Here is a 12,925-nt window from a genome sequence, read left to right on the forward strand (position 1 = left end):
GCTTATTCTTTCTCTGAATAACCGTGGTTCAGCGCCCACAGCTCGGTGTATTTATTGAAAGTATACTGCGCGTTAACCACCGCCAGCAGCCAGCCCTGTTTACCATCCAGCACGCCGCCGCGCAGTAACAATGTTTTGGCGAATGCGCCCAAAGTATGCGCGAAAATTCCCGGTAGCGACGTTTTTTTACCGCGCTGATGGCGTTCCTGCGCCCACGCCGTGGCGTAATTGAACTGTTTGCGCTGAAAGCTGGCGAAATCCCGGCAGGTCAGATGCAGCAAATCACCACTGAGCGCAATGACCGGCGCTTGCGGCGCATCCAGCGATTCATGCACCAGATTGCCGTTGTACTGATAGCGCTCACGCTCGTACAGGCGGGTAACGCGATCCGGATACCAGCCGCTGTGACGCATAAAGCGACCAAGGAAATAGTTACGTCGGGCAATGCTGTAAACGGCGCCCGGCTGCGGTACGGCGAGCGTGGTGCGAATTTGCTCTGCGAGTTCCGGGGTGACGCGCTCGTCGGTATCAAGCATCAGGATGTAATCGCCGCTGGCGTAACGCTGTGCCAGCTGACGCTGTACGCCATAGCCTGGCCAGTCGGTATGAGTGAAAACTTTGGCACCCGCGCGGCTGGCAATGCCAACCGTGTCGTCGCTGCTACCGGAATCCAGCAGCACAATTTCATCTGCCCAGGCAACGGACGCCAGGCAGTCGGGCAGCAGATCCGCCGCGTTTTTGGCGATCATCACCACCGACAAACGTTTGGACATTAATGGCTCCGCTGAGGTAAATACGGTTGCAGAAGTTGCAGCAGACGCGCGAGCGCCCCCTGGTTCTGGTGCAGCACTTCCACCGCGTGGCGGCCGTACCATAAACGGTAATCTTCATCCGTCAGCAGGGTCGACACCTCTTTCACCAGTGAATCCGCATCGGTGACGGTGATCAACCCTTCCGCCTCCTGCAGGCGTGCGCAGATATCTTTGAAATTAAATGTATGCGGCCCCATCAGTACGGGAATCGCGTGCGCAGCAGGCTCCAGCGGGTTGTGGCCTCCGCGCTCAACCAGGCTGCCGCCGACAAACGCCAGATCGGCAATGCCGTAAAGTAGCATCAGCTCGCCCATGGTATCGCCAATCACCACCTGCGTGCTGCTGGACGGGATTTCGCCCGAGCTGCGTAAGGTGTAGCTGAACCCGGCTTTCTGCGTCAGATTGCGCGCATCCGGGAAGCGTTCCGGATGGCGAGGCACCAGGATCAACAGTAAATCAGGGAAGGTTTCCAGCAGCTTGCGGTGCGCCTGTAAAATAATCGCTTCTTCACCGTCGTGCGTGCTGGTGGCAATCCACACCTGGCGGCGTGGCGCCCACTGGCGACGCAGTGTTATCGCACGGGCGGCGAGTTCCGGCGTCACGGAGATATCAAATTTCAGGCTGCCGGTGACGGTCAACTGGCTGCGTTTTAAGCCTAATTGCAGAAAACGGTCGGCATCTTCCTGGTTTTGCGCGGCGATTAGCGTGATTTTGCTCAGCAGACGGCGCATGAATTTGCCCAGCTTGCCGTAACCTTTTGCCGAGCGTTCTGACAGCCGTGCGTTAGCGATAACCAGTGGGATTTGGCGCGCTTTCAGCGCGGAAATCATGTTCGGCCACAGTTCGGTTTCCATCACGATCACCAGCTTCGGGCGAACATTGTTGAGGAAACGGTTCATGGCGCAGGGCAGATCATACGGGAGATAAACATGATGTACGTCTTTGCCGAACGCGGACATCACTCGTTCTGAGCCAGTTGGCGTCATGGTGGTCACGGTGATGGGCAGCGAAGGATAACGGTGGCGCAGCGCGCGCACCAGTGGGATCGCCGCCAGCGTTTCTCCCACGGAGACGGAATGGAGCAGAATACCGTCCGGCTTCACTTTGTTACGACAAAAACCATAGCGTTCAGCCCAGCGTTTGCGGTAAGCAGGGGCTTTGCGGCTGCGAAGTAATAATCGCAACCACACCAGAGGCTGAATTAAGTAAAGCAGGGTGGTATACAACAATTCCAAGCGACTATCCGTTTTTTTAAGATTCGGCGGGCAAATTCTAAGCATTTAGGGCGGCTAAAGCTATACCTTTGGCGCGCCAGCCACTTCTTTTGAGGGTGTAACGTCCAGTAGGGAAATGATTCTGGTAGAAAATTAAGAAAAGACGGGCATTTCTGCCCGTCCCGGGCGGTAATTATGGTTTAACGTCCGAAAGTGAATCCAGATGATAAGTCACTTTTTCGGAAAGGCCGCGGATATCGCCGCCGGTGATGTAGTAGCTGTCATCTTTTTGATTGGGGTTGCGCACATCAAAGCCGATCATTTTGTTTATCAGGGTTGCCAGTTGGTAATGATTGCGTGGCGCTTGGGGCGAAATAGCGCTTAACGACATTGTGGGATCGTTACTGAAATAGATAAACGGCACTTCTGCGATCGGCATTTCAACGACCGAATGTCCAAATAAACCGCCTTCTCCAACCCGCTCGCCGTGGTCGGAAGTAATAAAGACCAGCACTGGTAGCTTTGATTTCGCCATAACAGTACGGATGGCGGATGCTAACTCTTTGTCATAAAAGCGCACTGCGTCGTCATATTCATTTTTTTTCTGTGCCACGGAATCGCTAAGCGCTGGCGTAGAGAATTTAGCAAACCCTTGTGGGATATTGCTATCGTAAGGAATATGCGGTGCACGGCTGTTTAAAACCATCAAGAACGGCTTATCCCAATTCATTCCCGCGTCTTCAACCGATGGGGTTAACACTTGATCCGCTCCGATGTCTGGTGCCGGGCGAATCTGCGTGTCTTCCCAGAGATCGATATCGTGAATACCGATCCAGTTGCTTAACCCTTCAAGCCCTTGCGCCGAAATAAACGCAGTCTCAAACCCCTGCTTGTTCGCATTAGCGAAAATATTCGTCACTTTTGACTTGTAGGCAAAATAGTTGTCTGGCTCGCGCAAATTATTCACCAACATCGGGATTGCGACGCGGGTAGAAACGGCATTGGAGACGATCAATTTGCTACTGCCATGATATTGCTCCATCAATGCCTTCAGCTCCGGCGTCGTATCGCGCTCATAGCCGAGAGCACTGATACGGTGCGGGTTCAGGCTTTCACCAATTGCCAGAATGATTGAATATTTGCCAAACTGGAAATCACTTCTTGGTGTCACCTGATAAGGCTCGTAACTCGCTATATTCTGATTCTCGCCAGACATGGCTTCAGGAATCAGACGCATGGCACTGAAACTGATTGCAGACAAACCATTACGTAGCAAGGAGTGGCGCAGATCCGGGTTGAATTTGTACATCTGCCCATCTTTGGCTTTATAAAACTGGCCGACAAACATCACCGTAATGGCTAACAGGCACGGTACCGCCAGTGAATTTCGCCACTGTGGCGCAAGGCGGCGGGTAAAGCCGAGAATGAATACAAGCGCAATCGCCAGGATAGAAAAGAAAATTCCCAGTGAGCTCAGGCTGTCAATCATGCCTCTGGCAATATCTTTCGTTTCAACGAAAGCCAGCCAAACTTCGCTTGGCCCATAGAACTGACCATAAAATTGATAATAAATGGCCTCTGTAGCCTGAACGATAAAGGTTACGGACAGCAATAAACGCGTAATGATAAAACGCGCGCTGATAGCTGCCAGCAGAGCAATGATGAGATAAAGCGCAATATCATCACTCTTGGGACGATAGACATGATCCTTCGCGATAACAATGAATTCAGAAAAAGAAAAAAGCACTACAAAAGATAACGTCAGGAGCAGAGTCCTTAGGCTATCGCGCCCCACTTTTCCATGGGTCGATAAAGTCTTACTTAACATTTAACTACCTGACTTTTATTAAAACTTCCTGGTAAGCGGACGAATCGCCTTACTCAATACGAAGCGCAAAGCGCGCCCGGTGGTAGTGCGGTTGTGTAGCCCTTTTTTCCAGATACTTTCAAACAAGGCATTCCACTTAGCTGCAACAGCTTCATGGGAATGCGCAAGTCGCCGTTTCTCACCTTGTGTGCGCATACGCGCATACAAGTCAGGAGAATTTTTAAGCGCCATAATGGCATCAAAGGTTTCATCGGGCGTTTTGGCGATCAGATAATCCAAATCGTTTTCGCGTATAGCCCGGAAAGAAGGTTCGTCATCGCAGATCATGACGGTTTTGCCCAGCCAGCTGTTAATCAATTTACTGGCCGGTTTACGCGCCAGCCGGTGATCGTGGTTTTTGCGAAAACTCAGACATACGTCCACATCGCGATAATCTGTCCAGTTATCGAACGAGATGCGCAGCGTAATACCTTGATCCGCTAAGCGCTGTTTAAATTCTTCACTCTGGTATGCATCCGGAAGGCTGTCTTTACTGCCGAAGTAGGCGACGGTACGTACGGTGTTATCGTCACGCTCGCGTGGTTGCAAACCCGGTTGAGGCCAATGTGGGATGAATATTCGTCCTGGAGTCGATAAGACCGCCGGATTTTGTTCAACCACATAATCTGCGCCAAGTACGGGTGGGCGATCGGTTCGGGCGACTACAGTAAGACCATTCCACGGTTTTATCCGATAACCGAAATGATCGTTATGCAGCAAATTAATGGCATCAGCACGGCACTCTGTACCCCAGGAAAATTCTATTTCGCCAGGATAGTAATAATTCAGGCTGAGCATGGTTTGAAATGTCCATACACCCCGTCCCCCGCAATAAAAACGATGGGGAATATCATCCGGATTGACACTTTCATCCATCAGGGTCTGAAAATCGGCAAAATTCGTCGCGATAAAGTCGTCGTGTGAGACGATATGTAACCTAAATCTGGTCATGGTTAAGTTATTTAATAAGTTTTTTAAGCCGAAAGTAGCGACGCCCAAGCCGCCAGCGCTGGCGAAACCCACGTGCGTTTTGCCAAATCATTGACCAAATCCCTCGGTCAAAAAGCTCCTGCGTGATCTCGCGTTTTTTTGCCAGATCATCAATGTTATTAATCTCATGTAAAATGCCCAACCCTTCTTTGGCGATTTGCCACTGGCAAGCCGGAACACGTTTGACTTGTTCCGGATATCGACGGTTAATCGCGTCGAGCATTTCCAGGATTTTCATATAATGACGCGCTGAACGCATTCGAGTGTCATTGGTACCAGGAATATGTGATACCGATGCAGAATGGATCAAATAGTCGTAAAACGTTTCATCCACATATTGAACACGCTTCGCGGTGAGCAATACTTCAGTTGTCCACGGAATATCCTGATGGCGTAAACCGTGCTCGAACGTAAAACCATGCTCTTTGATAAATGCATGACGGTAAATATTCAACCAGGTGACGTGCAGAAACTTGCGCGACGAGAGCGCCATTTGCAACCAAACCGGCCCTTCCAGTACGCCTGTTGAAGAGAGTTTATCGGACGGAAAAATTTTCTTTGCCGGACGGCCATCATCATAGATGTAAGTACCATTACAGGTCGCGACATCCAGATTACCTTGCGTCGCTATCTCCAGCAGGCGCGGATACATGCCGGGATAGATCACATCGTCGATATCGGGGAAAGCCAGATACTCACCGCGCGCGACAGCAAGGCCAGTATTTCGCGCCGCTGAAACGCCCTGGTTAGCCTGGTTGATCACCTGAAAGTGAGCAAATTCACTGGCGTAACGCGCGATCACTTCGGCAGAACCATCAGTCGAACCATCGTTAACAACAATCATCTCAAGGCTTTCAAGTTGTTGATTCTTGATACTGTCAAAGAATGCGCTGAGGAATTTTTCGCCATTATAAACAGCAATAACGAGGCTCAGTTGCGGTGTATCGGACATGCTTTCTCCGTTAAAAGCGGGCTGTGCGAAGGATTTACCCTGATAGTTTGTGGCCTTTTAAAGACCATCGAAGCGGCAGATTTGTTCCGTGGTGGTTGCGCCAGCGGTGCTCATTATCTACGAAGCGATAAAGAAAGCTACTGGCGCACGGGGAGACTGTTAAATTTTGGGGGGATCAGCGCGCAACTGGTGTAAAGCACACATGCCAATCAATAGGCCAGTAAGAAACATGTATTGCTCAAGATAGTGATCCAGCAAGTTATGATCAACCAACGTGCGTGAGAAGAAGCCAATGGTAAACAGCAGCAAAAACATGCCGATCATTGTATTGCCATGGCGAAAGTGTCGCCAGCCGATATACCAACATCCCGCCAACAGAATTAACCAACCCGCGATACCCGCAAACCCATTTTGCAAGCCGAATTCAATCAAGCCGTAATGGCTGTGTGGGATGGTAATACGATTGGTATGTAAATCGCGATTCAAAATATAGTTGAAAGCTTCTTTATGGGGGCCCATTCCTGCTGGATACTTGAAGACCAATTTCCATCCCTGATGGAAAAAGCTGGCACGGCAGCCATTAGAGTGGTTCATCGGCATATCCATGTCATTTATGGGTGCTGCTGCGCTCTTGATATAGCAGAAACTGTCAAAAGGGGCATTCCAGCCGGTAATCGCATCGCTTTCCAGACTCTGCCAGCGAGGGTCTGTTTTCCACGAGGCGTAGCCCAGCGCCATAGAGGCCGCGACAATTGCCACTAAAATGCCACAGGTCAGCACTACCCGGCTGCGCTGCATATTATGCAGCGTGATAAGAATGAAGGCGGAAAACAGGCCGCCAACCAGGCCGATAGTCCCCCAGCGTGTATCCACTAATGCGGTACAGACGAGGTTCGACAGCAGTAGCAACCCCAGCACCGGTGTGCTCAGGCGCAGAAAACGCTGGTGCATTAAACCGCGCGCCAACAACTCTGCCAGAATAAAACCGGTGATCATATTGATCTGGAAACTCATGCGCGTGCGGTTAAACACAATACGCGTCTCACCCCAATGGATCACACCATCACGCCAGTAAAGCCAAACCGTATCCAGCAAGTGAATGAGAATGACGCCCCAGAAAGAGAGCACAATCAACGTAAATAGCCGGGCAGCAGAAAAATTGGGAAACGCCGATTGTACGGCTGGCAGCAGCACGATACCCGCACAGAAAAGTAGTGCGGGACGTACCCATTGCCCGTCCCAGGTGCCGATCATCTCTTTCAAATCTGGCGCAACAAACAAGCCGTTGATCAGCAGGAACAGTGTTAACGCACCAAGCGTATAAAGGACAAAGCGCAACTGTTTACCGTGCAACTGAGTGCGAGCCTGGGGAGAGGTGAAAAACAGGCCGAGTGAAAGCGCGATAACCGGATAGATGAACCCATTTCTGTGGAAAGGTAATTGACCGTTAGGCATTGGCCAGACAAAACACAAAGCGAGGGTAAACAGGACCAGGATCCCTGCCAAAAAAGTGCGAGTTTTAGTCATAATTCTCAGGCTGATTAATAAGTTCGTGGCCTTATCGGCAAATTAACGCTCCAGAATGCACTCCCCTGGATCGCTTGGGTAGTGTGATGAAGCGGAGGAAAACTACCACAGAAAAATTATGTTAAGAAGTGGCTTCTTTGTAATCAGGGTTTTCTTCTGGAAATCGCTCGCCGTGCACTTCGGTGCTCCCGACGTATATAATGCCCCCAATTTTGGCGTCTGTAAGCCAGGTTACAGGAAATCTATGCATATTGTTCACACCGAAGCAGATGGCGGGAAAGGCGGGCAGCCGCTGCGGATTATCAATGAGTCGTTAGGCATGCTGGAGCGCGGCCATCAGGTGACTATCCTGTGTCCAGAAACTGCGCCGCTGCACCAGATGGCGAGCGATGCCGGGCTAACGGTGGTGACCATGCCGCTGAAACGCAAGAATATCGCCAACCTGCTTGCGCTGCGCCGCTGGTTGCGCGCGAACCGCGATAGTATTGATGTGATTAATAGCCATAATTCCGCCGATACCTGGCTGGTGGCGCTGGCGAACCTCACGCTGTCACGCCCGGTGCCGTTGGTACGTACCCGCCACGCTTCCGGTACGCCGCGCAATAACTGGACCACGCGCTGGCTGTTCCGCCGTGCCTGCGCGCATATCGTCAGTACCGGAGAAGCGCTGCGCTATCAGATGGTCGACATCGGCGTACCGCTGGAACAAACCACCTCGGTGCCAAGCGGTGTTGATACCCGGCGTTTTCATCCTGCTGATAAAACGGCTGCGCGTGAACTGTGCGGGTTAGCGCAGGATGCCCTGTGGCTGGGTGTGGTGTCCCATTTGCGCCCGAACAAAGGGCATAGCGTGCTGCTCAAAGCGCTGGCGCAAATTAACGACCCGGCGATCAAACTGGCGATTGTCGGTGAAGGGCCGCATCGGGCGACGCTGGAACAGGAAATCGTGCAGCTTGGTTTGCAGGATCGCGTGGTGATGGCGGGCCATCAAAGCAATCCTTCGCAGTGGTTTCCGGCGTTCGATATTGCGTTAAGTCCGTCGCACGATATGGAAGGTGTACCGCAAGGCGTACTGCAATCGCTGGCTTGCCGCATCGCGACTATCGCCACAGATGCGGGGGGCACGGCGGATGCCATTATCAATGAACAAACCGGCTTGCTGGTGGCGCAGCGTGACGTGGAAGCTCTGCGCGGCGCGATTGTTCGCCTGGCTGGCGACGCCGCGCTACGCGATACGCTGGCGCAACAGGGTTATGATTACCTGTGCGCGCATTTAACGCGTGAATGTATGCTGGCGGCGATGGAAAAGGTGTTCGACGACGCCGCTCAGCACACCAGGTCGCGGTAAAGCGCCTGCAACTCCTGGGCCATTCGATCCAGCGTCCAGGGTTCTGCGGTGGCGCGCGCCGCCGCCGCATAATCCACGCCGCGCGCACGGCCGGCCAGCCACTCACCGACAGACGCACTGTAACCCTCGCTGTCCAGCGCATCGCGCACCCAGCCGTTTTCCCCTTCGACCACCCATTCGGCAGCGCCGCAGCCTGGGCTGGTAAACAGCGGCAGCCCGCAAGCCAACGCTTCAACGCAGACGTTCGGGAACGGATCGTAGAGCGTTGGCAGGATCAGCGCATCCGCCGAACCGTAGACCTGGCGAATATCCGCCACCGGGCCAAGAAAACGCACACGCTTCGCCACGCCCAACTGGCGTGCCAGCTTTTCAAACTTACGGGCGTGTTTATCGCGACCCGCTACCAGCAGCCAGACGGACGGATGCGCGACAATCGCACGCAGCGCCGTCGCGACGCCTTTGCGGGTAAAACCGGAACCGACATACGCCAGCATCGGCGCATCGGCAGGAATTGCCAGCGCCGTTCGCAGGGACAATTCACGCACGCTGGGGTGGAAATGGGCGGTATCGACGCCGTTATAAATCACCGTCAATTGGTCGTCGCGCAATTGAAAACGGCGGGCGATATCATCGCGCACCATCCGCGAATTACAGATAACCGTGCGCAGCGCAGGGTGAGCGAACATCTGGCGCTCCGCCTGCAAAATGTAGTGGTGATAGGGGCTGAAATTCTGCGACCAGCGTTTTAGCGGTGACAGAATGCGGCTGTATTGCTCAAGCCAGGTGGCATGTACGCCGTCTCCGGCACGGAAAATGGTCGCACCGGGAATGCGCTCATGGCTTTGCACAATATCGAAATCGGCAAAGTGCGCCGCCGCCGCGTCAGCAAAACCCGCTTCGCGCATTTTGCGGTTACGAAACGGTGGATTGACCGTCAGGGTGTGCCAGCCAGCGGCGTTTTCCCATTCGCGGGCAATCAGCGTGACATCCAGTGATGTGTCCTGCGCCAGCACATTTAAGGCGCGGGAAACGAAACGCTCTGCGCCGCCGTTCGGGTTATAGGTTTGTCTGACGATAGCCAGCTTCATGCGGGGTTTTCCAGCAATAAGGTATCAATCGCGCCGAGCACTTGCGCAGGCGTAATGGCGGTAATGCAATCAGAAACCTGGCTGTCGCCGCAGCCTGCTTTGCCGCAAGGCTGGCAGGTGAAACCGGCAGTGATCACCCGATAAGAGACGCCCCACGGTGCCCATTTGATAGCGCCCGTCGGGCCAAAAATAGCGACGGTGGGCGTTCCTACGGCGCTGGCCAGATGCATTGGCATCGAATCGACGCCGAAGTAGAGCCGCGCATGTTTCATCAACGCGCCAAGCTCTTTCAGATTCAACTGCCCGCTTAGATCAAACACCGGTTGTGTCAGTGCGGCGCGCAGCTTATCCATATAATCGCTCTCCTCTTTCGACGGCGCGGCAGAGAGAATGATCGGTAAGCCACGGGCTGCCAGCGTGTCGATAGTCGCTGCCAGCTTGTCGATTTGCCAGGCTTTGAACATCCAGCGCGATGTCGGGTGCACCAGAATGTAGGATTTGCTGGCGAGGCCAAAGCCCGCCAGTTTTTGCAAAATGGTGTTTTCCGCTTCCTCGCCTGGCGTAAACAACGTGCGTTTGTCCTCTGCGCTGGCCGGGTGGATACCAATGCGGCGCAGGGCATCCAGGTTCACTTCCACCATATGGCGGCTGTTATCCTGGATTGCCGGATAGAGTGTGGTGAAGGATTTCACCCAACGCCAGCGGGCGAGGCCGCCGCGTTTATCCGGCTTGAAACCCACCGAGACGCGAGGTTTCAGCTTGCGCGCCAGTCGCGCCCCGTGCCAGTGTTCGGTGAGGTTTATCAGCACATCATAATTGCGCGCTTTTAGCCGGTTGCGCAGGCCGCGATAGAGGCTTAACTGCTTTAACCAGCCCTGTTTGCGCCATTTGCGCCCGATGGTATGTACTTGATCGATATAAGGATGGTTGGTCAACATCGCCTGAGTATCGTCATATACCAGTGCATCCACTTCGACGCCGGGCCAGTTTTTCTTCAGTACGGTAAACATGGGCGAGGTCAGCAAGACATCACCGTGGTGACGCAACTTGATAATCAGCACCCGTTTCGGCGGGCGTTCGGGTGAGAAGAAATCAGACATGGACACGCTCAGCTGCCAGCAAAGGCTGTAATTGGCGATAAACCGCAGCGGCAGAAAGGCTGCTCAGTTGCGAAGAGTTTTCCGGGCGGCAAATGGTTTGGTTTTTTCCGTAGCCGCCGATAAGACCGGGATCCGTTGGGCCATAAAGCGTGATGTTCGGCCTGTCCAGCGCAGCGGTAAGATGGCTTAAACCGGTATCGACCGAGACGACAAACCGCGCGCCTGCCAGTTCTCGTGCCACATTCTCAAGGCTCATCCGCGGCAAAACGTCGACAAAATCCAGCCCTTGCGCCAGCCGTTTCGCGCGGGCTTCTTCATGCGGCGCGCCCCACGGAAGCTTGATGCGTAAACCGCTATCTGCCAGCAAATTAAGTAACTCGCGCCAGTGCGCTTCCGGCCAGTGCTTATCATCGCGGGTGGTGGCGTGTAAGAACACGGCATAGGGCGAATGCGACGCGTCCGCGACGGCAAAGTGGCGGGCAATGGCGTAATCGCCCTGCGTTTGTGGTTTGGTATAACCGAGGCTTTTGGCGAACAACTCGCGGGTGCGCTCAACAGCGTGTTGCTGTTTAGCAATGTGGTGACGGCGATTATAAAACAGGCTCGCCAGCGGTTCGCGCGCGGTACTCCAGTCCATACCGTGCTTCACGCCATGCGCCAGCCGGGTGACCAGCGCGGCGCTTTTCACCAGCCCTTGCGCATCAATAATCGCGTCGTACTGTCCGGCCTGCACCGCTTCGCGAAAGGCTTTACGCTCAGCAGCAATCGGCGCGGAAAACCAGGCTTTGCGCCAGCGGCGGATCGCCACCGGGATAACGCGCTCAACGGCGGCATGCCAGGCGGGGATCTGGGCGAAACCCTCTTCTACAACCCAGTCAAAGCGGATGCCGGGAATCGCCTGTGCGGCATCGGTGAGCGCGGGCAGCGTATGCAGCACATCGCCCATCGACGAGGTTTTAACGATCAATACCCGCATCGGTTATCCTTCCGCGTCCAGCAACAGCGCGTTCAACTCTTCCAGCACGCGCTGCGGGGTAATATCGATCAGACTCTGGTGATACCCTTCAGCGGCGTCGCCTTTGCGCACTTTGTGGTAGCCGGAAATCAGGCGGATCACACGCGCTTTGTGCGACAGCGGCGGGGTGAAATCCGGGCTGCTTGGACCGTAAAGCGCCACCAGCGGACGATTAAGCGCGGCGGCGACATGCATCAAACCGGAATCATTGGTAACGACCGCTTTACAGGCGGCAATCAGCACAACGGCTTGTTCCAGCTGCGTTTCACCGGCCAGATTGCGGCACCAGGCTTGCTGCTCGGTGCTGAGCGAAGCCAGGATCTCGTTGCCCGCTTCGTGATCTTTCGCCGAACCAAACAGCAGCACCTGGTAGCCTTCATCAATCAGTTGCTTTGCCAGCTCTGCGTAATGGTAGTGCGGCCAGCGTTTCGCGGGGCCAAACTCTGCGCCGGGGCAAAAACCAATCAGCGGGCGTTCTGCTGAAATATCAAACGTCGCGCAAACTTGTAATTTTTCGCTGTCGTTAACTTGCAACTGCGGCCACAGCAGCGGTTGCGGCAGATCCTGCGCCGAGCGCATCACACCGTTGTCATATGCCAGCGCGACATAGCGCTCTACCATCAGCGGCCAGGCTTGTTTATCCAGCGTGCGAATGTCATTGAGCAGGCCGTAACGCATTTCACCGCGCCAGCCGGTACGGTGTGGCACATTGGCGAAAAAGGGCACTAACGCGGATTTAAACGAGTTGGGCAGCACGTAGGCGCGGTCATAACGGCGCTCGCGCAGGCTGTGGCCCAACTTACGGCGTGCGCCAATTTCCAGCGCACCGTGACCAAGCGGCATCGGGATCGCTTCGTTGACTTCCGGCATGCGTGATAAAAGTGGACGGCACCACGCGGGTGCCATCACATCGATTATCGCCTGGGGAAAGCGCGCTTTAAGCGTGCGATAAAGACTCTGCGACATCATCATGTCGCCGACCCAGGACGGGCCAATGACCAAAATTTTCATA

Annotated in this window: 11 protein-coding genes; 1 reads left to right on the plus strand and 10 read right to left on the minus strand. The window is 54.1% G+C overall.

The genetic code is table 11. From position 1 onward, the window contains the following. Window positions 1-2: 2 nt before the first annotated feature. The 6 genes from BN2591_RS13995 to BN2591_RS14020 all read right to left on the minus strand — a co-directional run bounded on the left by BN2591_RS13995 (window position 3) and on the right by BN2591_RS14020 (window position 7,362). Window positions 3-773: a glycosyltransferase family 2 protein gene (locus BN2591_RS13995; protein WP_086872423.1), complete on the minus strand. Its 771-nt coding sequence runs from the start codon at window positions 771-773 to the stop codon at window positions 3-5. Continuing rightward, window positions 773-2,047 (minus strand): lipid IV(A) 3-deoxy-D-manno-octulosonic acid transferase, encoded by a 1,275-nt coding sequence (waaA, locus tag BN2591_RS14000; protein WP_083126951.1) that lies wholly within the window; start codon window positions 2,045-2,047, stop codon window positions 773-775. The genes BN2591_RS13995 and waaA overlap by 1 nt, the downstream gene beginning before the upstream one ends. A gap of 172 nt (window positions 2,048-2,219) precedes the next feature. Beyond that, on the minus strand, window positions 2,220-3,854 hold the full coding sequence (locus BN2591_RS14005) for a sulfatase-like hydrolase/transferase (RefSeq protein ID WP_086872425.1): 1,635 nt from the start codon (window positions 3,852-3,854) through the stop codon (window positions 2,220-2,222). Between the two features lie 18 nt (window positions 3,855-3,872). Beyond that, entirely contained in the window at window positions 3,873-4,916 is a 1,044-nt protein-coding gene (locus BN2591_RS14010; RefSeq protein WP_244173012.1) for a glycosyltransferase family protein, read from the minus strand. Beyond that, window positions 4,852-5,835: a glycosyltransferase gene (locus BN2591_RS14015; RefSeq protein WP_086872429.1), complete on the minus strand. Its 984-nt coding sequence runs from the start codon at window positions 5,833-5,835 to the stop codon at window positions 4,852-4,854. The genes BN2591_RS14010 and BN2591_RS14015 overlap by 65 nt, the downstream gene beginning before the upstream one ends. A gap of 159 nt (window positions 5,836-5,994) precedes the next feature. Beyond that, window positions 5,995-7,362 (minus strand): hypothetical protein, encoded by a 1,368-nt coding sequence (locus BN2591_RS14020; protein ID WP_086872431.1) that lies wholly within the window; start codon window positions 7,360-7,362, stop codon window positions 5,995-5,997. A 244-nt stretch (window positions 7,363-7,606) separates the two neighbouring features. On the opposite strand from BN2591_RS14020, the gene BN2591_RS14025 reads away from it, so the two are divergent. Further along, a complete protein-coding gene (locus BN2591_RS14025; protein WP_086872433.1) occupies window positions 7,607-8,710 on the plus strand; it encodes a glycosyltransferase family 4 protein in 1,104 nt (367 codons plus the stop codon). Here BN2591_RS14025 and BN2591_RS14030 read toward each other — a convergent pair. Genes BN2591_RS14030 through rfaF form a run of 4 tightly spaced genes read right to left on the minus strand, consistent with a single transcriptional unit; the run spans window position 8,689 to window position 12,924 of the window. Then, window positions 8,689-9,798 carry a glycosyltransferase family 4 protein gene (locus BN2591_RS14030; protein ID WP_086872435.1) on the minus strand — a complete coding sequence of 370 codons (1,110 nt, stop codon included), beginning with the start codon at window positions 9,796-9,798 and terminating at the stop codon, window positions 8,689-8,691. The two genes, BN2591_RS14025 and BN2591_RS14030, sit on opposite strands and share 22 nt — an antisense overlap. Then, window positions 9,795-10,898 carry a putative lipopolysaccharide heptosyltransferase III gene (rfaQ, locus tag BN2591_RS14035; RefSeq protein WP_086872437.1) on the minus strand — a complete coding sequence of 368 codons (1,104 nt, stop codon included), beginning with the start codon at window positions 10,896-10,898 and terminating at the stop codon, window positions 9,795-9,797. The genes BN2591_RS14030 and rfaQ overlap by 4 nt, the downstream gene beginning before the upstream one ends. Continuing rightward, on the minus strand, window positions 10,891-11,874 hold the full coding sequence (gene rfaC, locus BN2591_RS14040) for a lipopolysaccharide heptosyltransferase RfaC (RefSeq protein WP_086872439.1): 984 nt from the start codon (window positions 11,872-11,874) through the stop codon (window positions 10,891-10,893). The genes rfaQ and rfaC overlap by 8 nt, the downstream gene beginning before the upstream one ends. Window positions 11,875-11,877: 3 nt before the next feature. Further along, on the minus strand, window positions 11,878-12,924 hold the full coding sequence (gene rfaF / locus BN2591_RS14045) for an ADP-heptose--LPS heptosyltransferase RfaF (protein ID WP_086872441.1): 1,047 nt from the start codon (window positions 12,922-12,924) through the stop codon (window positions 11,878-11,880). Window position 12,925: the final 1 nt, after the last annotated feature.

This window comes from Kosakonia pseudosacchari (assembly GCF_900184035.1).
GTDB classification, from domain to species: Bacteria; Pseudomonadota; Gammaproteobacteria; order Enterobacterales; family Enterobacteriaceae; genus Kosakonia; species Kosakonia pseudosacchari.